The sequence below is a fragment of the Bradyrhizobium sp. genome (genome assembly GCF_052389815.1).
GTDB lineage: Bacteria > Pseudomonadota > Alphaproteobacteria > Rhizobiales > Xanthobacteraceae > Bradyrhizobium.
Genome location: NZ_JBQTHN010000085.1, coordinates 1 through 20,793 on the forward strand (window position 1 = coordinate 1; position 20,793 = coordinate 20,793).

Sequence of the window (20,793 nt, forward strand, 5' to 3'; positions counted from 1 at the left end):
GCCGAAATCCAACCTCAACGCCTGGCGCGAGTTTGCCGGCGATTGCGCCATCGAGCTTTCCGGCGATATCGGCGAGATCGGGCAGTGGCTTGCAAGCCTGCGCGCGCCTCACGCCGTCCGGACCTAGTCGCGTCAATGGTGAAGCGCGCCTGACCTGATCGGCGGCGCGTCTCGCTCCACTCAGGCTGTAGCGTCCTTGATCGCGGCTTCGAAGGTCTTTGCGTCAAAGGCCGGCATGCTCTGCACCTTGCCGAGACCCTGGGTCGCGTACCAGACCGAGAACGCCAGCATCGCCCCCGCATTCGGGGCGTCGACGATGTCGACGAAATCGTAGTAGCCCTGGGTGTAGTAGACCGACTCGATCTTGATGCCCAGACTGTCCAGCTTGGACTTCGCCTTCTCGACCCGCTCAGACTGCTTGCTTGCCCACTCCGGGCTCAGACTACCGAGCAGCACATATTTCATGGCCATCTCCTTGTCGTGTTTGCGCGCGGGACGACTGCAATCATGCGCCGCAGCCGGGCGGCGGCTTTTCGCCGTCCGGCGCGCTTCCTTGGGACACGGAACATTCCGTCCGCCCGATCGGGGCGGATTGCTTCTCAGTGATGCGCCGATACGCTCTTGACATATTGGGCCGAGAGTTCGGCGGTCGCGAACTGGCCGACGTCGCCCAGGCTGATCATGCCGACCATCCGCTTGCTCTTGTTGATGACGGGCAGCCTGCGGACCTTCAGCGTTTCCATGTGGTGCACCGCCTTCGCCAGGTCATCGTCCTCGCGGCAGCAGTGTATCCCGTCCGTCATCACGTCGCGCGCGGTCGTGCGCGCGGCGTTGAAATCCTTGCGCGCCAGGCCTTTGCAGACGATGTCGCGATCCGTCACCATCCCGACCAGGTGATCGTCCTCGCCGATCGGGATGCAGCCGATGTCGTGCGCCTGCATCAGCCTCGCGATTTCGGCGACCGGAGTCTCGGGGCTTACCCAGTCGACTCCCGTGTGCATCACGTCCTTGACTTTCATGAAAGGACCTCCGTTGCAGCAGCCCCCGTTCGCTGCATTATACAGCGGGACGGCTGCGGCTGCACGCGGATTGCTGCGGCTTTCCGGCACAACGGAGGGCGCCGGCGCCTACTCGATGACGATCTCGCCGGTCATGCCGTGATCGGCATGGCTCTTGCCGTCCGCAGCTTTGATGCCGCAGCGCAGGTCGGTGACGCGGCCGGCGGCGACCGGCACGAACCACCATTCGGCGCTTTGCCCGGGATAGACCTCGACCTCGCGGATCGCGCCCTTGAACTCGGCGAGCGTGGTCGGCTTGCCGTCCTTCGTCTGCACAACCTGCACCTTGCGCGTATAGATCATCGCGCTGAAGCCGTGCGAGGTGAAGTAGTGCGGCACCTGGCTCTGGTTGCTCAGCACGAGCTTGTAGAGCTTGCCGGTCTCGAAGCGCAGCTTGCTCGGCACGAAGGCGTGCTCGCTGCCCTTGCCGAGCTCGACCGTCACGGTGATCGGCTCCTGGCTGGCGAGGTTGCCGGCGGCGCGCGTCTCGATGGCAGGCGCCGTTGCCAGCAGCGCAACGAGCGCCGGTGCCGCAGCGAAGCAAAATCTCATGTTCGTCATCCTTTGGTCAGAGTAACTATCGGTGCTCGGCGTCTTCAAACGTTGAAGATGAAGTCGTCCTTGCTGAGTTCGTACCATTGCACGCCGGGCAGCTCGATCCGGTCGTCTCCCACCAGCACGATTGTGCCGCCCTGGGTCGGCAGCACGCGCACGCCCGACAACCCGAGATCGTCGGCAAAGTGCCGGTCGGAAAAGCACCAGCCGTTGCCGCCGGAATGCTCGAACTCGAGCTTGTCGATGCCCGGCTGGAAATCGGTGATCGTTGCGCGGGTGGCGCCGTTGTCGAACACGAAATGGTCGGCGCCGGCGAGGCCCGTGAGCGTCTGCTTGCCGGTGCCGGCGAACAGGAAATCGCCCTGCGGACCGCCGATCAGCGTATCGTTGCCATTCGAGCCGATGACGAGTTGTCTTGCGTCGGGATCTTCGGACTCGACCCCGCCCTTTTGCCCGGTATGCCGCGTGTAGGTGAGGAACACGTCGTCCTGGATGTGCTGGGTGTCGGTGTTGCGCAGGATGATCTCGGCGAGGCTCGTCCCCTCGATCTGGCTCAGCGTCTTTCCGTCAAAGCCCTGGTTCTCGAACCAGAACCGGTCGCCGTCGCGCAGCGCCTCGAACTGCATGGCGATCAGCATCTGAAACGTCTCGCCGACCAGGGCGCCGGGGGCTGAATTCTCGGCAAGGCCGCCGGTCCACAGGTCGATCAGCTCGACATCGTTTCCGAACGCCTCCTTCAGCGCGGCCCGCGTTCCCTCGTCGGTGGTGATCTCATCGATGTCGGTGTAGCGGGCAAGGCCGAGCCTCTCGCGCACCTCGTTGAGCGTGCCGACGCCGAAATCGCGCTCGCGCTGGATGTTGAGGGCGGCAAGATCCATCGCGCCCGGCGGATCGAACAGGAAATTGCGCAGGTCCCCGACGATGCGGACATCCATCGCCTGCGATGGGTCGGCGGCGAGATGGCGCAGCTGACCGTCGGCGCCGCCGTTGGCGAGGAATTCGGACGGCGGCGCGAAGAATATCTCCCGCAGCTCGCGCTCGGTCCCCGACATCACCTCGCCGTTCTCGTCGAGGCTTTCGGTTTCCGCCGACACGATCGAGTGGCCGAAGCGGAAGGCGATGTTGAATTCCAGCGTCAGGTGCGGATCGACGCCGGGCTTGTAGCCGGTATAAGGCGAAATCACCCCGCTGCCGATCAGGTTAGGCAGGAACTCCCTGTAGGTGATGTTGGCGATCTCCGCCGACACGATGGCGCGCGCATAATTGTAGAGCTGGTCGCCTGTCCAGGTCGGATGCTCCTTCGCCAGGCGGTCGACCTGGTAGTTGTGCTCGCGCAGGAACAGCGTGTGCAGCGACGTCAGCGCGAAATTCTCCGCCGCGCGGGGATCTCCGGCCGCGAACATGCCGTTGACGACAGGAAGATTGTCGCCGGCCGACGTCTTCATGTGGCCGTCGGCGGTACGCAGGCTGGCCGCGGTCGCTGCATCTGAGCCGTACACCATCGAGCCGTCGAGCCAGGCGGTGGAGAAGTTGAGCGGGACCGCAGGCTTCCCCGTGCCTTCGCCGGTCGTGGGATCGATCACCGCGCGGGTCATGGGAATGATCGCGTCGTCGCCGAATAGCGGATCGCCGTCGGGAACTTCGATGTCGATGCGATTGACACCGTCGCTCCTGGTCAGCGTCAGGTCGTGATCGATGAACTGGCCCCAGGCGTACATGAAGGCCGAGACGCCTTGCGGGTTCGCGACGTCCGCATCGCCCTCGCCGACGACGACATTGCTGATGGTGCGCGGATTGGGTCCCTCACGCAGCTCGGAAATGCCGTCCTCGAAATAGGCCGGCCCGATGCGGCTGACCTCGGTGCCGGTGGCGTTGAGCCCGGTGTCGCCGAGATTGTTGCCCGAGCCGTCGAAGCTGCGGAAGTTGACGGTGATCGGATCCGGACGGGCGGGGCGCCCATGCGGTCCATCGCCGTCGCGCGGCCCGCGCCACGCACTCCAGTCGAACCAGGTCCAGTCGGGTATGGCGAAGCCCTGCTGATTGCCGTCGATGTCCCCCCGGAACAGTCCTGACCTCCGCATACTCCCACCTCGCTTTGCACATGCGAATGAGTTGCAATCAAAAGCAATTGATAATTATTTGCAAGTGAGGGGTCGGATCAGGGACGATTCGTCGCAGAAGGCTCCAGGCCTGGAGCATCCCGCGCGAGGGCGGGAAGAGCTTTTGTATGTGATTACAGAATGTTGCGCGCAAACCACCGGCCGTGCGGGCGAACAGGGGCTGGATTCAGCTGATCGAGTGCGGCCGCTTCGGCAGAATGGAGCGGGTTTCTTCCAGTCCCGCCTTGCGGGCGGCTTCCTGCAGCGCGTGGCGGAATTCATCCCGCTTCTCGTGCACCGAGGCAATGGCGTGCCCAACCCCGATTCCGAGCCCGACCAGCGCCGCTTCGGAGAGCTGCAGGCTCGCTTCGATGGTTTCGGGCACCGCATCGGTCGCGCCAATGGCATAGAGGTGGCGGGCATGGTCGGCGTCCCGCGCGCGCGAGACGATCAGCACATCCGGCCGCATCGCCCGGATGCGATGGACGACCGCGTCGATCGCGGTACGCGACTGGATGGTGATGATCACGCCGGTGGCCTGCATCAGGCCGCAGGCTTCGAGGAAGCCCTGTTCGGTGGCGTCGCCGTAATAGACCTTGTGGCCGTCGCGGCGGTCGCGCGCCACGCCGGCGGCCTCGTGATCGATCGCAATGTATTTCAGGCCGTGGCCGGCGAGCAGCGAGCAGACGACTTTTCCGACCCGGCCATAGCCGACCACGATGGCCTGTTGCTCCTCGCCGGACGGACGAGCCGATAGCTCGGGGTCGACAATGCGCTCGGCCGACAGCGTCGTCGCAAGGCGCTTCCCCAGCATGCCGAGCAGCGGCGTCAGCGCCATCGACACCGCCGTGACGGCGACGGCAAAGCCCGACACGCGCGGCTCGATCAGGTCGAGCGCTGCGGCCATGCCGATGCTGACAAAGGCGAATTCGCCGACGGAGGCGAGCAGCAGGCTGCCTTCGATCGCCGCCGGCCATGACAGCCTGAACAGGCGGCCGAGGATGACGAGAACCAAGGCCTTGACGGCCAGAAGGCCGACAACGGCCGCGAGCAGCCAGCCGGGCTCGCGCAGGAACACGCGGAAATCGATCGCCATGCCGACCGTGAAGAAGAAGATGCCGAGCAATAGACCCTTGAAGGGTTCCACGGTGGCCTCGATCGCCTTGCCGTATTCCGTCTCCGCCAGCATCAGCCCGGCGACGAACGCGCCCAGTGCCATGGATAGTCCGGCCTGGTGCGCGGCAAGCCCCGCGCCCACGATGACGAACAAGGTCGCAGCGACGAACAGTTCCGTCGAATGTGTGCCCGCGACCAGCTGGAACAGCGGGCGCAGCAGCAGCCGGCCGACCAGGATGAGGAAGGCCACGGCCACCGCAGCCTTGAACAGTGCGGTGGAGATGTGGGTCATGACCGAGCCGCCGCTGCTCGCGCCGAGCACCGAGATGAAGACTAGAATTGGGACCACCGCGAGGTCCTGGGCCAGCAGCACGGAGAAGCTGGCGCGGCCGGCAGTCGTGGTGAGGCGTCCCTCGCTCGACAGCAGTTCGAGCACGATCGCGGTCGAGGACAGCGCGAGGCTCGCCCCGAGTATCACCGCGGCATCGGATTTTTGGCCGGTCAGGATCGCAACGCCGGAAAGGATCGCGGATGTCGCCAGCATCTGCAGTCCGCCCAGCCCGAACACCAGCCGCCGCATGGTCACGAGGCGACGGAACGACAGCTCGAGCCCGATCAGGAACAGCAGGAACACGACGCCGAGATTGGCAATTCCCTCGACGTTTTGTGCGTCGGTGACGGAGAACCAGTACAGGAACGGAACGCTGGGGACCGCAGACCCCAGCCCGAGCGGGCCGAGAACGGCGCCGGCGCCGAGATAGCAGAGGACGGGATTGATGCCGAAGCGGCGCACGATCGGCACCACGATGCCGGCCGTGCCGAGCACCACCAGCGCGTCGCTATAGGCACTGATGTTGATGGATGTGGTCACGATTCCTTCATGCGGCAGCGATCCTCATTAGCAACGGGGATTGTCACGGTCGATAGCAGCTTCGCCCCGCGTTCACCCGATCGCAATCGCCACCTTGCCGAAATGTGCGCCGCTCGCCATGTGGGCAAACGCCGCCTTGGCCTCGGCAAAGGGAAACACCCGGTCCACCACCGGTTTCATGCGGTTCACGGTAATCGCATCCGCCATGGCCTGCAGATCTTCCGCCGAGCCGACGGTTACACCCTGCAGCCGTTGCTGCTGCATCACCATCAATGGCAGGCGGGATTCGGAATCCGGCCGGCCGGCGAGCACGCCGATGAAGGCGATGGTGCCGCCAATTCGCGTCGCGCGGATCGATTCGTTCAGCGTGCCGACGCCGCCGACCTCGACGACGAGGTCGACGCCGTGCCCCGTCTGCTGTCGCGCCAGCCTGCCCCATTCGGGCGTTGACTTGTAGTTGATGGTGACGTCGGCGCCGAGCGCCTTCAGCCTCTCGATCTTGGCTTCGCTCGACGAGGTCGCGATCACCCGCGCGCCGTTCATCTTCGCAAATTGCAGCGCGAAGATGGAAACGCCGCCGGTGCCCTGCGTCAGCACGGTCTGCCCGGGCCTGATGCTGCCGAGCTTCACCACCGCGCTCCAGGCGGTGAGGCCGGCGCAGGGCAGGGACGCCGCCTCGACGTCGCTAAGGTGATCCGGCGTGCGCACCAGCGCCGCCTGCGGCCAGAGGCGGTATTCGCACAGCACGCCATCTAGCGCGCCGCCGAGATTGGAGCGCATCTTTTCCTCGCTCGGATCGCCGCCGAGCCAGCCCTCGAAGAAGCTGCCGGTCACGCGGTCGCCCGGCTTGAAGCGCGTAACGCCCGCGCCGACGCCTTCCACCACGCCCGCGCCGTCGGACAGTGGCACCAGCGGGAATTTCTGCCGCGAGCCATAGCCGCCCTTCACCGTCAGGAGGTCGCGATAGTTGATGGTCGCAGCCTTCAGCCTGACCAGCACCTGGTCCGGTCCGGGTGCGGGCACGGGCTTTTCGACCAGCTTCATCTCGTCGACCCCGCCGGGGCCCTGCAGCTCATAGGCCTTCAACCTGTTTCTCCCTTCGCGGTCGCGCGTGCGCTGCGGTAGCGCAGGGCGCGCGGTCGAACCTATCACGTTTCCGCCCGATCCTTGACCTGCGCCAAGTGCAGGCCGCCCAAACCGTGATAGCGGGGCCGGGTGGCCGAGGGCACAGGGCGGATGCAGCACGAGCACAGCGACGTATTGATCATTGGCGGGGGGATCGCGGGCATCGCCACCGCGCTCGACCTGCTCGACGGCGGCAAATCCGTGCTGCTCGTCGATCGCGACCGGGAAAGCGCGTTCGGCGGCCTCGCCCGCGAAAGCTTTGGCGGGATGTTCTTCGTCGACTCGCCGGAGCAGCGCCGCCAAGGCATCCGCGATTCGGCCGAGCTTGCGCTGCGCGACTGGCTCAGCTTCGCCGAGTTCGGCTCGGAGGACCCCTGGCCGAGGGCCTGGGCCGAGGCCTATGTGCAGCGCTGCACCGCGGATGTCTATCGTTGGGTGCACGGCTTCGGTGTGCGCTTTCTGCCCGTGGTCAACTGGGTCGAGCGCGGCGAATTCCGTCCCGGCAATTCGGTGCCGCGCTTCCATGTCGCCTGGGGCACAGGCAAGGGCGTCGCGGAAGCTCTGATCGCCGCGCTGCGCGGACACCGTAATGCTGGCCGGCTTTCGCTGCGCTTCGGTTGCCGCGTCGAGCAGCTGCTTTCGCACGGCGGCCGCATCGAAGGGGCGGCAGGCGTCGACGAAGAGACCGGCGTGCCGTTCGAGTGGCGCGCCGGGCAGATCGTGGTGGCATCCGGCGGCATCAACGGCGATCTCGACCGGGTGCGGCAGAACTGGCATCGCGATTGGGGCAAGCCGCCCGGCACGCTTCTCAACGGCTCGCATCGATTTGCCGACGGAAGACTGCACGATGCAGTTGCGGACGCGGGCGGCGCGATCACGCATCTCGACCGAATGTGGAACTATGCCGCCGGCGTGCATCACCCGCGGCCGCGCAAGCCGAACCACGGTCTCTCGCTGGTGCCGCCGCGCTCGGCGTTGTGGCTCGACTGGCGCGGGAAAAGGATCGGGCCGCAGCCGCTGGTGTCCGGCTTCGACACGCGGCGGCTGGTCAGCGATATCTGCGCGCAGGAGCGCCAATACTCCTGGCAACTCATGAACATGAAGATCGCGCTCAAGGAGCTCGCGGTCTCCGGCGCCGAGCACAATCCCTCGATCCGCGAGAAGAACCGGCCGGGATTCTTGCGCGATATCATGTTCGGCAATCGCTGGCTGGTGAACGAGATGATAGGCAATTGCCGGGATTTCGTCACGGCAGCGAGCTTGCCGGAACTGGTTGCGAAGATGAACGCGCTGCAGGGCGACGCGGCGGTGCAGCTCGAATCGGTCGCGGATGCCGTTGCGCAATATGACGCCACCATCGCCCGTGGACCGAGCCTGATGAACGACGAGCAGCTTCGCCGCATCACGGCGCTGCGCCAGTACCGGGGCGACCGCATCCGGCTGTGCAAGTTTCAGCCGATCCTCGACGAGAAGGCGATGCCGTTGATCGCGGTTCGCGAGTTCATCATCAGCCGGAAAAGCCTCGGCGGCATCCTGACCGATCTCCACAGCCGGGTGCTCGATGCTGCCGGACGGCCGATCGAGGGCCTTTATGCCGTCGGCGAGGCGGCCGGTTTCGGCGGCGGCGGCGTTCACGGTTTGCGCGCGCTGGAGGGCACGTTCCTCGGCGGCTGCATCCTGTCGGGGCGCATCGCCGCGGCGGCGATCGACGGCAGAACGACATTCCTTGGCGGGTGAGGACACATCATGAAGAGAACCGGAGCCTGGCTTGCGGTGTACGCGCTGGAACAGATCGGCGCGCGATTCACCTTCGGCATCCCCGGCGTGCACACGACCGAGCTGTACGATGCCCTGAACAATTCCAACCGCATCACCCAGGTTTTGGTGACGCATGAAGGCGGCGCGGCGTTCATGGCAGATGCCATCGGCCGGCTGACGGATTCGATCGGGGTGCTCACCGTGGTGCCTGCGGCGGGGCTGACCCATGCCGCCAGCGGCATCGGCGAGGCCTTTCTCGACGGCGTGCCGATGCTGGTGATCTCCGGCGGCCCGCGTACCGATACGCCGCATCGCTACCAGCTGCACCAGATGGACACCCATCGCTTCATGGGTGGCCTCACCAAGGCGACGTTCCGCGTCGAGCGCCATGAGGATGTGGCGCCGACGCTGTTCAAGGCGTACGAGATTGCCATCTCCGGCGAGCCGGGGCCGGTATATGTGGAGCTTCCCGTCAACATCCTGCTGCTGACCGAGGAGATCGCCGAGCTGCCTTCCTTCCAGCCACCGCAAACCGCGCGCGTCGAGGCCGCAGACGACATCGCACGCGCGGCCGGATTGCTGGCAAAGGCGAAGCATCCCCGCATCTTCGCCGGCTGGGGCGCGCGCGATGCGACGGCCGAGCTGATCCACCTTGCCGAATGGCTGGACGCGCCCGTAGCAACCACGCTGCAGGGCCTGTCGATCTTCCCCGGCAATCATCCGCTGCATGTCGGGTTCGGCTTCGGCGCCTCCGCCGTGCCGGCCGCACAGAACGCCTTTGCGCACTGCGACTGCATGATCGCGATCGGCACCCGCTTCGCCGAGATCGCGACCGGCAGCTATGGCGCCGCGGTGCCGGACAACCTCATTCATATCGACATCAATCCGGCTGCGATCGGTGCGAACTATCCGGCCAGGGTCGGTATCACGGGCGACGCGGCGGCGGTGCTGAACGAGCTTCTCACCGCGCTCGAGGCGTGCGCTCCGCCGCGGCCGCCGTCTCCGGGCCGGCGCGAACAGATTGCGCGCGACAAGGCGGCCTATCGCGAAAGCTGGTACCGCCATGACGCCGCGGACATCGTCAACCCCGCGCGCTTCTTCGATGAGCTGCGCCGCGCCATACCCGACGACAGTATCCTCGCGATCGACGACGGCAACCACACCTTCCTCACCGCCGAGCTGATGCCGATCCATGCGGCCAAGAGCGTGATCCTGCCGACCGATTTCAACTGCATGGGCTATGCGGTACCGGCCGCGATCGGCGCCAAGCTCGCCTTTCCCGCCCGCTCCGTGCAGGCGATCGTCGGCGACGGCGCCTTCATGATGACCTGCATGGAGATCCTCACGGCATCCAGCAACGGCCTCGGCGTGGTCTACTACGTGTTCAATGACGGCGAGCTTGCCCAGATCGCCCAGGCACAATCAATCCCGTACGGGCGCAAGCCCTGCACGCAAATCGGCAAGCTGAATATCGAAGGCGTGGCGGTGGCAACGGGTGCGGCCTTCCTGCCGATGAACGACAATGCCGCAATTGCCGGCGTCATCGCCGAGGCCAACGCGATCGCACGCGGGGGCCGGCCCGTCATCGTCGGCGTGCGCATCGATTACTCGAAACGTACGGCCTTCACGCTCGGTGCCGTGAAGACGAACTTCGGCCGCTTCCCGCTCAATGAGAAGCTTCGTTTCCTGACCCGCGCCGCGGTCCGCCACATCGTAGGGTAGCCGAACGCTTGCGTCCGTTCAGTCGTGCATGCTGAACCGCCCATGCATCGCGTCGGCGGTCAGGCGCGCGAACTGCGCGCGGCTCAGATGCAGCAGCGTCTCGTGATCGCCGGCTTCCATGTAGACGTCCGGCTCCTTCTGGATGCTCTCCTCGACGATGCTGTCGAGCCCGTAGCATTTGCCGGCCGCCGGAACCGCGCCGGTCGCGCAGTCCATGAACAGCTCGGAGATCTCGCCTTCGCTGGCCATGTCGACGTCGTCGCCGAGCCTTTCTCTCAGCTCCGCCATCTTGAGGTGATGCGATGCCGGCAGCACCGCGAGTATGTAGCCGCCGTCGTGGCGAAGCACGATGGCCTTGGCGACGCGGTCGCCCGGCACGTGGCAGGCTTGTGCCGCTCGGGCGGACGTCATGGTGTAGGCGTGCGGAATCTCGTCATACTGGATGCTTTCGGCAGCCAGATATTTGTGAAGCGTGGGTGCGATGGTCATGACCTAACCTCCGGTGCGGAATGCAACCATCCACCGTCGGGTCTGCGGCCCCCGCCGCATGATGGGCGGCTGCGTGTTCGATTCCCAGCATAGGTTTTGCCGCGGCTTGCCGCAATTGTTCCGGGGGGAACGTGTGCCGGCGATGGTCAGCGCTGCTGACCTGATGCCGCAGGGTGCTGTCGTCCCCCGCAGGTTCCTAGAACCGCACGCAGGCAGGGCCGATGATCAGGCCCACCGATTGCTGCTCGAAGCGGACCTTGTAGGCTTCGGCGATCGCCTCGATCTTGGCCCGGTCATCGGCGGCGCCGGGCAGCACGATCTCGATCAGCTTGCTGCCCTCGTGCAGGATGCTGCCGCGCCGCGCGTCGCGCCATTGCCCGGTGGCATCGACCACGGTGAAGCCGTCGGGGAAACGCGGCGTCACCTCGCGCGCGACGAAATCGCTCCAGTCGGATTCGCTGACACGGATCCGGTCCACGACATTGCGGCCGAACAGGAGCTGCGCCACCTGCCTCGTGTGCAACGACTTGTCGCACGGAATGGAATCGGTGCCGGCCATCGCCGGCTCGATCGCGAGCAGCACGCCGCACACGACGAGGCGAACGCAGAGAAGCGATTTCGCAACCTCCACCGTCATCGGGCGTGCGCCTCCTGCCCCGTCAGTTCGCGATCATACGGCCCGCCATTGAAGCCGGTTTCGACCGTCACATGGAAGTCGCGTTTTCGTTATGCTGAGGGCGCATGTGACGTGTCTCACCCAGGCCTTGCAGCGGTCGCACGGAATGCTACACCTTCCGGCCGCGCCGCGCGCCCCTTCCATTGCCAACCGATGACGAATCCAGCCGCCACGCCCCAACAGATCAGAACAGCGCTGCTGCTGCGCGAGGAAATCGCGCTGCTCGACGTCAGGCACGAGGCGGAATTCGCCGCCGGCCATCCGCTGTTCGCCGCCACCATGGCGGCCGGCCGCATCGCGCTGGAGGCGGATACGCGCCTGCCGCGCAAGGATGTTCCGATCGTTCTCTTCGACGATGACGAAGGCCTGGTGCCGGCCGCGCGCGAAACCCTTGCAAGGCTCGGCTATCGCGATGTCCGCGAGCTCGCGGGCGGGCTGAAGGCGTTGCGCGATGCCGGCTACGAGTTGTTTGCCGACGTCAACTCCTACGCCAAGGCCTTTGGCGAACTGGTGGAGTCCCGCCGTCACACCCCGTCCTTGCCCGCGGACGACGTCGCCACGTTGATTTCCTCCGGCGCCGATATCGCCATCCTCGACGTCCGCCGCTTCGACGAATACGCCACGATGAACATCCCGGGCTCGCTCAGCGTTCCCGGCGCCGAGTTGGTGCTGCGCGCCGCCAGGGCCGCGCCGGATCCCGCGACCACCATCGTGGTGAACTGCGCGGGCCGCACCCGCTCGATCATCGGCACGCAATCCCTGATCAATGCCGGCGTGCCCAACAAGGTGGTGGCGCTGCGCAACGGCACCATCGGCTGGACGCTGGCGAAACACCGGCTCGAACACGGCGCAGGTCGGCGCGGCGCGATCGGCGTCTTCCACGGTGCGGAAGCCAACGCCCGCGACGTCGCCTACCGCGCCGGCGTTCGCCGCCTCGATATCGAGGAGTTCGCGGCGCTCAAGGCGCAGACGTATCGCACGCTCTATTGCTTCGACGTCCGCGAGGCCGAGGAATTCACCGCCGGCCATCTCGAGGGCTTTCGTCACTACGCCGGCGGCCAGCTTGTGCAGGAGATCGACATGGCCGCACCCGTGCGCGGCGCCCGCATCGTGCTGACGGATGACCGGAGCGTCCGCGCCGACATGACCGCGTCCTGGCTCGCGCAGATGGGCTGGGAAGTCTACGTGCTCGACGGCGGTTACGACGGCACGCTGCAGAGCGGCGCGCCTCTCATCTTGCCGAAGCCCGATCCTGCGCATCGCTATCGCCGTCCCTACGAGGGCACTGACATCTCGGCCGAAAAGATGCAGGCCTATCTCGACTGGGAGTTCGGCCTGGTCGAGCAGCTCCGGCGCGACGGCACGCACGGGTTTTTCGTGATCTAGAATCGTAGGTGGCTCAATCCCACCCAAGCTGCTGCCATCGTCAGCCCGAGTTCAGCCAGTCCTCGGCCGTCAGCCGCTCCACCTCGGAAAAATAGGCTTCGTTGACCTCGGCGCCGGGCGGAGGCTTGTCGGCGCGGAACAAGTCGTGGATATGGCTGGCGAGCACGGATCCAATCGCATGGATTGCATCGTGACGATTGAGGCCCTCAGCCATCAACCGCAACAAGGCCCGGCGGATCGGCCATCGGTCGCCCTCCGCGATCTGGTTTTCCACGATGGCGTGGAAGACGGCATGCACCGTTGAATTTTCCAGATCGATGCCATGGCGTCGATGGTAATGCTCGACGACGTCGATCCGCGTCTGTTCGCCGGCCGCGAGCCATGTTGCCGCATCGGGTTCGACGAGCGGGTCATAGTCGGAAAGGACTGCGTCGTCCTCGAGCTTCTCGGCCGGAGATCCGACGTCGTCCGCCGGGGTAACTTGCCGCGCGGCGTCCGCCTTGCCGAGACAGCACTTCTTGAACTTCTTGCCGCTGCCGCAGGGACAGGGATCGTTGCGCCCGACATCGCGGAACGGGTTGCGCGCCGGCATCGCCGCCGATGGGGGCAACCAGCCGTCGTCCCTATCCGGCGCATTCTCGTTCGAGAAGTAGGTCCAGTCCGAAAGCTCGTCGATGACATCGCCGAACGGCGAGTATTCCTCGCGTTGCCATTCCTCCACCGGCTCGCCGGCCTGGGCCCGCCGCAGGTCATTCTCGAAGTCCGCCGGGGTGGCCACCATTTCGTCGATGAAGCCGTGTTTGAAGGCCTCTCTTACGAGCGGTTCGAGTTCTTCAAGCGCCAGCATCGCAATGGCGGTCTGCCAGCCGAACCAGACCGGACCCTCGCCTTGGGGCTGTAGCTCGCCGTATGCCGCGCGCAGGAAGCTGGCGACTTCCGTCCGCTCGAGCTCGCCCTGCAACACGAGCATGGCCAGCGCATCGAACATGCGGCTGCGCACGAACTCGTCGGCATCGGCGTCGCGGATGATTTCGTAGATCGGATTGGGGTCGCCGTCGAAGACGTTCGCCATCACCCGGTGGCAGGTCGCCGTCGTGGCGTCGCCGAGGATCTCGTCGGCCTCGGGCCGGCGCAGAAAGCGGGCAACATCGCGATAGGCCGATTTCTCCCGCCACTGCCCGAGCAGGTGGAAGGCGATGAAAAGACCATCTTCCTCGACTTGGTCGCGCGCCTCGTGCCGTGCGAGGGCCTCCGCCAGCAGTGGCGCCATGTTTGTACGGTCGTCGGTGGCGGCCAGAATCGCCGCGATGGGCAAGCCGTCCCCGGCGCCCAGTTGGTGAAGCATCTGCATCGACCACTTGCCTCGCGATTTCCTGCCTGCAACCCTATCGCCGTGGAGAGATCTTGCGACCCTTTCGCGGCGCCCGAGCTCAGTCAGTCGAATATGTGCATCGGGCTACCCTACTTCCCCGGCGCCAATGAGACAATCGACACGCTCGCCCGAGCCGTGCTCGCGCTCAACGCCACCATCGAGGCGGCCCGTGCCGGGGAGGCCGGGCGCTTGTGGGCCCCGGCCTCTGCCTGGCCTTCGCCGGGGCCGATGTTGGCCGCCGACGCAACGTTGAAGGAACCGGCGTGTTGGCTTATCTCTGTCCCACAACTGATTTGAGGCCCGCCATGACCGCCCATCAACGCAACCTTTCCGCCGCCATCGATCCCGTGAAACTCGACCGGCTCGCCGAAGTCGCGATCAAGGTGGGCCTGCGCATGCGCGAGGGGCAGGACCTGCTGCTGACCGCGCCGATGGCGTCGCTGCCGCTGGTCCGGCGGATTGCCGAGCATGCCTATAAGGCCGGTGCGGGTCTGGTGACGACGCTCTTCTCCGACGAGGAGCTGACGCTGGCGCGCTATCGCTTCGGCCACGATGCGAGCTTCGATTGCGCCGCCGGCTGGCTCTATGAGGGTATGGCCAAGGCGTTCTCCAGCAACACCGCGCGCCTTGCGGTGGTCGGCGACAATCCGATGCTCTTGTCCGGCGAAGATCCGGCCAAGGTCGCGCGCGCCAGCAAGGCCAATTCGATCGCCTATCAGCCGGCGCTGGAGAAGATCGTCAATTTCGATACCAACTGGAACATCATTGCCTATCCCTCTACGTCGTGGGCGAAGCAGGTGTTTCCCGACGATGGCGAAGACGTCGCGATCGCCAAGCTGGCGGATGCGATCTTCTCTGCCTCGCGCGTCGACCGGGACGGCGCGGTCGCGAACTGGGAGGCGCACAATGCGCGGCTGCGCGAGCGCACCGAATGGCTGAACGGCCAGCGCTTCCATGCGCTGAAATATTCCGGCCCCGGCATGGACCTGACCATCGGGCTCGCGGACGGCCACGAGTGGGAAGGCGGCGCCTCTACGGCGAAGAACGGCATCACCTGCAATGCCAACATCCCGACCGAGGAAGTTTTTACGACGCCGCACTGCCGCCGCGTCAGCGGCCACGTGGTGAGCTCGAAGCCGTTGTCCTACCAGGGCACGCTGATCGACGACATCCAGGTGAAGTTCGAGGAAGGCCGCATCGTCGAGGCCAGGGCCTCGCGCGGCGAGGAGGTCCTGAACAAGGTGCTCGACACCGACGAGGGCGCGCGCCGGCTCGGCGAAGTGGCACTGGTGCCGCACTCCTCGCCGATCTCCAGGAGCGGGCTGTTGTTCTTCAATACGCTGTTCGACGAGAACGCCGCCTCGCACATCGCGCTCGGCCAGTGTTATTCGAAGTGCTTCGTCGACGGTACGAAGCTGACGCCGCAGCAGATTGCGGCGCAAGGCGGCAACCAGAGCCTGATTCATATCGACTGGATGATCGGGAATGCCGAGACCGACATCGACGGCATCCATGCCGACGGCAGAACGGTGCCGGTGTTCCGCAAGGGCGAGTGGGCGTAACGGGCGCCGGGCTGACGTCAGAGCCGGAGACGATAAAAATCCGCCGCGGTCTTCGAGAACAGCGCGGCCTTCTCCGCCTCGCTGTAGGGCGCGGCGATCCGCTTGAACGCGTTGAAGATCACCTGATAGCTGCACTGGCCCTTGTCGGGCGAAAAATTGCTCTCGAACATCGCACGGTCGGGTCCGAACGCCTCGATGCAGGTCTCGATATAAGGCCGCCACGCGGCCGCAGCCTCTTCGGAGGAGGGCGGCTTCGGACGGAGATGGAAGTCGTAACCGAGCAGGCACATCGCAAGCCCGCCGAGCTTGACGTGGACGTCCGGGCATTTCGCGATGTCCTGGATCGAGGCCTTCCACGCCTTGAAGGTCTCCTCGCGCTTTCCCGCGAAACGCCCGAGCCCGACCGGCCCGCCGCAATGATCGAGCACGATCCGCGTGTCGGGAAAGGCGCGCGCCAGATCGGCAAGCTCGCCGATCTGCGGATGGAATAGCCAGGCGTCGAAGGACAGATCGAGCGGCCTAAGGCACGCAAAGCCCTTGCGGAAGGCGGGATCGAGCAGCAGCCCCTTCGGCCTCGTCGCATACATGCCGGCAACCGCAGGTTCGGGATACCAAGCCGAGGAATGGCGGATGCCGCGAAAGCGGCCGTTGCCGGCGACGATCTCGGCTTCGAGCACGCTCCTGACGGCATCGCCGAGCCGCAAGTCGGCATGGCTGACGATGCCGGCGTTGATCTGCGCCTTGCCGTAGCCGCCGCTCGCGCTCATCGCCGCAACGCCGTTGGCGAACTCGACCTCGCCGACGGGACGGAAGGCCTCCGGGCCGCTCGCGCGGTACATCGAGCGGCAGTCGACATAGACGGTGGCGACGATGTTGTGGCCGGTAGCGATGTCCGCGGCCATCTCCTCGATCATGTAGCGCAGGCCGCCGCGATCCCACAGATGATGGTGCGGATCGACGATCGGGCGGCCGGGATCGATGATTTCCTCGGTGTGCTGCGCAAGCCAGTCCTCGCGCGGATCGGCATAGAGCCCGCTGCTTGAAGCGGGCGCGGTGCTGGCGGACATTATCCCTCCCCGTTGGTATTCTTCTTTGCCTGGACTGCCAGTCTCACACCCCGTCGAGAATGATCACCGTAGGCTGCGTCGGCAGGCTGTCGCGGGAGATCTTCAGGCTGCGCTCGCCGCGGCGGTCGATCTCGAACTGCTGGCCGATCTTCTGCATGAACTCGTCGAGCGGGGTGGCGAAGCGGTGCATCGGCAGCACCACCGATGAGCGCAGCCGCTTCGTGATCTCGGAGATGCCGTCGAGCGACATCGTATAGGTACCGTCGATCGGCACCATCAGGATGTCGATGCGGCCGATCTGGGCAAAATGGCTTTCGTCCAGCTTGTGATGCAGGTGGCCGAGATGGCCGATGCACAGGCCCGCAACCTCGAAGATGAAGATCGAGTTGCCGTCCTTGATCATGTCGCCGCCGGCGAAGTCGCCGTAGTAGCGGCGGATGTCGGTGGTGACGTTGCGGATATAGGCGTCGCCGATGCGCAGCTCGACATGCGCGGCCTGGCCGTTCTCGCCCCAGCCATGAAGGACGTGCGGGATTTTCGGATCGGGGAACAAGGTATAGTGCGTGGAGTGCGCCTTGTTCATGGTGACGACGTCGGGCAGCCGGCCGGACGCATGGTAGGCGCCGCTGAAATCGGTCGCGATCCGCACGCCGCGCGGCGTATCGATGTAATAGGTGGAATGGCCGGCGTAGGTGATGGCGACGTCCTCGGCCTTGGCCGCGAGGCGGTAGTTCACCGGCACCGCGCGCGGAATTCCCGCCATCGCCAGACACTCGCTGCGCGGCGAGCCCTGTGCGTGGGCCGACGTGACGAAAGAGCAGAGCAAGGCAAGCGCAGCGATCAATCTCGGCATGACGGACCATTCCCGCGAGAACATGTCGGCCGGCACCCTATCGCCGAATCCGGCCGCCGTCATGACCGTAGTTTATCGCCAGGTTCATCAGGCCAGCAACTGCGCGGACTCGCCACGCTGATCCATCAACTTTACGGCTTTCCTGTCGAACGACACGAACGTATCGGCTCCGAGCCAGCTACCTTCATAGGCAATGGCTCCGTCGGCAAAATCTCCGCCAGCGTCGAGTTGCGCTAGGCCTGCCTCGGCTGCGGGCTGGTCTACCGCCACATTTGCGGAATTGATCAGTTGCCGGATCGTGTCCGCAATCTCCTTCGACGGAATCTTGTAGCCCTGTGACAGTACCCACACGAGTTCGCAGAGCGTCGGGATGGAGATTGCTATGAGTTCGGCTCTCTTCAGCGTCGAGTGCGCAATCTTGCTCTGCTCTGCGTGGTCCCCCGTGAAGGCCCGGACCAGCACGTTGGTGTCGGCCGTGATCCTCATCGCTTGCCGGCCCAGCCCCGCGCAGCGATCTTGTTCATCTCCTCGATCGAGAGGGATGGGCGACCCTGTCGTTTCAAGATGCCGAAGGTGTCGGTGATGTTCCCGGTTCGCCCGGCAGCCTTCACCTCGATCCGCCCGTTCGGAAGTTTATTCACAGTGATCTTCTCGCCCGGATGCACGCCGAGGTGCTCAAGCACGTCCTTGCGCAAGGTGACCTGGCCTTTGGCGGTAACGGTAAGTGTCGTCATGAGAGGGCTCCAAGCAGCTCGTTTCAAATGTAAGGCAAGAAACCCTTACTTTCAAGGAGCGATCAATCGCGCCGCGGGCTGATCTTCCAGGTGGCCGCCATGATGGCCGCGGTCAGGGCGCCGCTGACGGCCGCCGCGAGCGGAGCGGCGAGCAGCAGCGCGGCCGTGGCGGCCCAGCCGATCGAGGAAAAGGCCTCCGCGAAGGTCGCGATGCGCGAGGAGGTCTGGCGGCGGCGGAACTGGCTGCGCCTGGCCTGCACGCGGAACCAGAGCTGGATGGCGGTGGCCGAAACGGTGGCGACGATGACGCCGAGCGCCGTGACCGCCGCCTGCATCGGCGAGGCAAACGCAAGCGCCGCCGTCAGCGGCGCGAAGATCGCGGCAATCGCGATCGCCACCACCTCGATCTTGGCGCGGGTCACGCTCGCCGGCGGCAGCGGCGCGGTGGCGACGAGATCGGCGGCATCCTCGCCCGAGATGGTCAGCCAGGCGAGCCCGCCGGCGAGCTGGCCGGCGGCCATCACCATCACGGGCGTGATCAGCATGATCGCGGCCGAGCTGTCGGAGAAGCTGCGCCACAGCAGCAGCGCCGGCGGCACCAGATAGAGCAGCTGCATCAGGCTTTGCGACATCAGCCAGGGATCGCGCTTCAGCAGCACGAACTCTTTCCGTCGCAGCGCTTGCTGGCGCGAGCGATTGCGGAACGGATTGGCGTGCGGTCCGGCTCGTGACGAGGCGCCGCCGGCGGAAACGCCGATCGCTGTGTCGGCAAAGCGCGGCGAGAAGACCGCCATCACCGCGCCGAGCATCACGAGGCTTGCTGCGAGCAGCAGCAACAGCGCTTCGCCGTCGCCGAGGGCGGCGCGGGCCGGCCACCACAGCAGGCTATCGCCATCCGGCGCGAGGCCGGCGGCAGCATCCGACGTCAGCACGGCAAAGCGCGACAGCGTGCCGTAGGACAGGATGGCCGCGACCTGCAAGGCGATGACGAAGCCGGCGCCGACGACGGCGGCAAGGATCTGCGCCACGAGGCGCGTGCGGCTCGGGCCGATCGCGCGAAACAGCAGCAGCGTCGCCGCAATCGCCGCCGCCGCGGCCGAGAGCCCGACCGCAATGACGACGCCGAAGGCGGAAAGCCAGCGCGTGCCGCCGCCGATGACGAGCACGTCGACGAAGGGCGCCGCGAACAACAGCGCCATTGCGGTGACGGAAAGCGCGATCGCGGCGATGCGGACCGAGAAGATATTGTTCAGCCGAACCGGAGAGGACATGATGAGGTCGAGATCGGCGCGGGCGTAGAACACGCGCGTCACCGATTCGATCGCCTGCGACAGCATCAGGGCCCAGGCCAGCGCAATGATGGCCGTCATCACGATCAGCGACGTCTTGTCGAGCGGCATCTGCAAATCGGCGAATCGTCCGATCACCGCATAGGCCGGCAGATGCATCAGCGCGGCGAAGACGACGAGGCCGATCATGGCGGCGCGCTTGCGTCCGCGCCGACCGCCGGTGAGCATGGCGATCCACTCGCGCCACGCCAGCCGCACTTCGTGACGGACGAACCAGGCGAGGCTGGAGGCCGCGCTCATGCCGCGGCGGCCTCGTCCACCAGCGCGATGAACATGTCTTCCAGCGTGTCGTTGCGGCCGTTGCGCTGGCGCAATTCCTCCAGCGTGCCTTCGGCGACGAGGCGGCCCGCGGCAATGACGCCGATACGGTCCGCCATCCGCTCGGCGACCTCGAGAATGTGCGTGGTCATGATGACGGTGCAGCCGGCGCGGACGCGCGCCTGCAGCAGCCCTTTCACATGACGCGCCGACAGCGCGTCGAGGCCGGTGAGCGGCTCGTCGAGGATGATGAGGCGCGGCGCATGCACCAGCGCACCGGCCAGCGCTACCTTCTGCCGCGTGCCCTTGGAGAAGCCTTCGCAGCGTTCGTGCAGATGCGGCGTGAGGCCGAGCGAGGCGAGCAGTTCGTGCGCGCAAGCTTCGGCGACCGCCGCCTCGATGCCCCAGAGGCCGGCGACGAATTCGAGATACTCCAGCGGCGTCAGCTTGTCATAGATCATCGGCTCGTCCGACACCCACGCCATCGCCTGTTTGGCGGCGGCGGGATCGGCGAGTGCGTCGATGCCGAGGATCGATACCGATCCGGCGTCGGGCCGCAGCAGGCCGGCGACCATGCGCAGCGTCGTGGTCTTGCCCGCTCCGTTGGGACCGAGCAGCGCGTAGAATTCGCCGCAGCGCACGGCGAGATCGAGCGCGTCGACCGCCAGGCGATCAAAACGCTTGGTTAACCCTCGCACGGCCAGCGCGGCCTCGCCTGTCGTCATACGGAAAATCCATGTCCG

General features: G+C 65.8%; 19 protein-coding genes. 4 read left to right on the forward strand and 15 right to left on the reverse strand.

The genetic code is table 11. The features are described from left to right. Window positions 1-180 precede the first annotated feature (180 nt). The 6 genes from ACT4OC_RS15175 to ACT4OC_RS15200 all read right to left on the reverse strand — a co-directional run bounded on the left by ACT4OC_RS15175 (window position 181) and on the right by ACT4OC_RS15200 (window position 6,785). A complete protein-coding gene (locus tag ACT4OC_RS15175; protein WP_444839819.1) occupies window positions 181-465 on the reverse strand; it encodes a GYD domain-containing protein in 285 nt (94 codons plus the stop codon). A 134-nt stretch (window positions 466-599) separates the two neighbouring features. Next, on the reverse strand, window positions 600-1,019 hold the full coding sequence (locus ACT4OC_RS15180; protein WP_444839820.1) for a CBS domain-containing protein: 420 nt from the start codon (window positions 1,017-1,019) through the stop codon (window positions 600-602). A gap of 108 nt (window positions 1,020-1,127) precedes the next feature. Beyond that, window positions 1,128-1,610, reverse strand: coding sequence for a hypothetical protein (locus ACT4OC_RS15185; protein ID WP_444839821.1), 483 nt, complete (start codon window positions 1,608-1,610; stop codon window positions 1,128-1,130). A 44-nt stretch (window positions 1,611-1,654) separates the two neighbouring features. Beyond that, window positions 1,655-3,694, reverse strand: coding sequence for a peroxidase family protein (locus ACT4OC_RS15190; RefSeq protein WP_444839822.1), 2,040 nt, complete (start codon window positions 3,692-3,694; stop codon window positions 1,655-1,657). 205 nt (window positions 3,695-3,899) lie between these two features. Next, entirely contained in the window at window positions 3,900-5,699 is a 1,800-nt protein-coding gene (locus tag ACT4OC_RS15195; RefSeq protein WP_444839823.1) for a cation:proton antiporter domain-containing protein, read from the reverse strand. A 72-nt stretch (window positions 5,700-5,771) separates the two neighbouring features. Continuing rightward, window positions 5,772-6,785 (reverse strand): zinc-dependent alcohol dehydrogenase family protein, encoded by a 1,014-nt coding sequence (locus ACT4OC_RS15200; RefSeq protein WP_444839824.1) that lies wholly within the window; start codon window positions 6,783-6,785, stop codon window positions 5,772-5,774. A 150-nt stretch (window positions 6,786-6,935) separates the two neighbouring features. Between ACT4OC_RS15200 and ACT4OC_RS15205 the strand changes: the two genes are divergently transcribed. Together ACT4OC_RS15205 and ACT4OC_RS15210 are read left to right on the forward strand one after the other, a co-directional pair. Next, on the forward strand, window positions 6,936-8,561 hold the full coding sequence (locus tag ACT4OC_RS15205; RefSeq protein WP_444839825.1) for an FAD-binding dehydrogenase: 1,626 nt from the start codon (window positions 6,936-6,938) through the stop codon (window positions 8,559-8,561). Window positions 8,562-8,570: 9 nt separating this feature from the next. Further along, the gene (locus ACT4OC_RS15210; protein ID WP_444839826.1) at window positions 8,571-10,304 is read left to right on the forward strand and encodes a thiamine pyrophosphate-binding protein; all 1,734 of its coding nucleotides are present in this window, start codon (window positions 8,571-8,573) and stop codon (window positions 10,302-10,304) included. An 18-nt stretch (window positions 10,305-10,322) separates the two neighbouring features. Here ACT4OC_RS15210 and ACT4OC_RS15215 read toward each other — a convergent pair whose 3' ends face one another. Together ACT4OC_RS15215 and ACT4OC_RS15220 are read right to left on the reverse strand one after the other, a co-directional pair. After that, on the reverse strand, window positions 10,323-10,793 hold the full coding sequence (locus ACT4OC_RS15215) for an aminoacyl-tRNA deacylase (protein ID WP_444839827.1): 471 nt from the start codon (window positions 10,791-10,793) through the stop codon (window positions 10,323-10,325). A gap of 196 nt (window positions 10,794-10,989) precedes the next feature. Then, a complete protein-coding gene (locus ACT4OC_RS15220) occupies window positions 10,990-11,430 on the reverse strand; it encodes a DUF3574 domain-containing protein (RefSeq protein WP_444839828.1) in 441 nt (146 codons plus the stop codon). A 192-nt stretch (window positions 11,431-11,622) separates the two neighbouring features. Here ACT4OC_RS15220 and ACT4OC_RS15225 point away from each other — a divergent pair, with 192 nt between their 5' ends. After that, window positions 11,623-12,855, forward strand: coding sequence for a rhodanese-like domain-containing protein (locus tag ACT4OC_RS15225; RefSeq protein WP_444839829.1), 1,233 nt, complete (start codon window positions 11,623-11,625; stop codon window positions 12,853-12,855). 40 nt (window positions 12,856-12,895) lie between these two features. Here the strand turns inward: ACT4OC_RS15225 and ACT4OC_RS15230 are convergent, their stop codons facing one another. Beyond that, a complete protein-coding gene (locus ACT4OC_RS15230; RefSeq protein ID WP_444839830.1) occupies window positions 12,896-14,206 on the reverse strand; it encodes a DUF1186 domain-containing protein in 1,311 nt (436 codons plus the stop codon). 326 nt (window positions 14,207-14,532) lie between these two features. Between ACT4OC_RS15230 and ACT4OC_RS15235 the strand changes: the two genes are divergently transcribed. Then, a complete protein-coding gene (locus ACT4OC_RS15235) occupies window positions 14,533-15,789 on the forward strand; it encodes an aminopeptidase (protein WP_444839831.1) in 1,257 nt (418 codons plus the stop codon). 17 nt (window positions 15,790-15,806) lie between these two features. Here the strand turns inward: ACT4OC_RS15235 and ACT4OC_RS15240 are convergent, their stop codons facing one another. From ACT4OC_RS15240 to ACT4OC_RS15265, 6 genes are all read right to left on the reverse strand, one after another. After that, entirely contained in the window at window positions 15,807-16,856 is a 1,050-nt protein-coding gene (locus ACT4OC_RS15240; RefSeq protein WP_444839832.1) for an amidohydrolase family protein, read from the reverse strand. A 43-nt stretch (window positions 16,857-16,899) separates the two neighbouring features. Further along, window positions 16,900-17,709, reverse strand: a complete 810-nt coding sequence (locus ACT4OC_RS15245; RefSeq protein ID WP_444839833.1) for an MBL fold metallo-hydrolase — start codon at window positions 17,707-17,709, stop codon at window positions 16,900-16,902. Between the two features lie 87 nt (window positions 17,710-17,796). Beyond that, a complete protein-coding gene (locus ACT4OC_RS15250) occupies window positions 17,797-18,195 on the reverse strand; it encodes a type II toxin-antitoxin system VapC family toxin (RefSeq protein WP_444839834.1) in 399 nt (132 codons plus the stop codon). Continuing rightward, the gene (locus ACT4OC_RS15255; protein ID WP_444839835.1) at window positions 18,192-18,443 is read right to left on the reverse strand and encodes an AbrB/MazE/SpoVT family DNA-binding domain-containing protein; all 252 of its coding nucleotides are present in this window, start codon (window positions 18,441-18,443) and stop codon (window positions 18,192-18,194) included. The genes ACT4OC_RS15250 and ACT4OC_RS15255 overlap by 4 nt, the downstream gene beginning before the upstream one ends. Before the next feature lie 62 nt (window positions 18,444-18,505). After that, on the reverse strand, window positions 18,506-20,032 hold the full coding sequence (locus tag ACT4OC_RS15260; RefSeq protein ID WP_444839836.1) for a permease: 1,527 nt from the start codon (window positions 20,030-20,032) through the stop codon (window positions 18,506-18,508). Further along, complete coding sequence (locus ACT4OC_RS15265; protein ID WP_444839837.1) at window positions 20,029-20,775, reverse strand: ABC transporter ATP-binding protein; 747 nt, start codon at window positions 20,773-20,775, stop codon at window positions 20,029-20,031. The genes ACT4OC_RS15260 and ACT4OC_RS15265 overlap by 4 nt, the downstream gene beginning before the upstream one ends. Window positions 20,776-20,793: the final 18 nt, after the last annotated feature.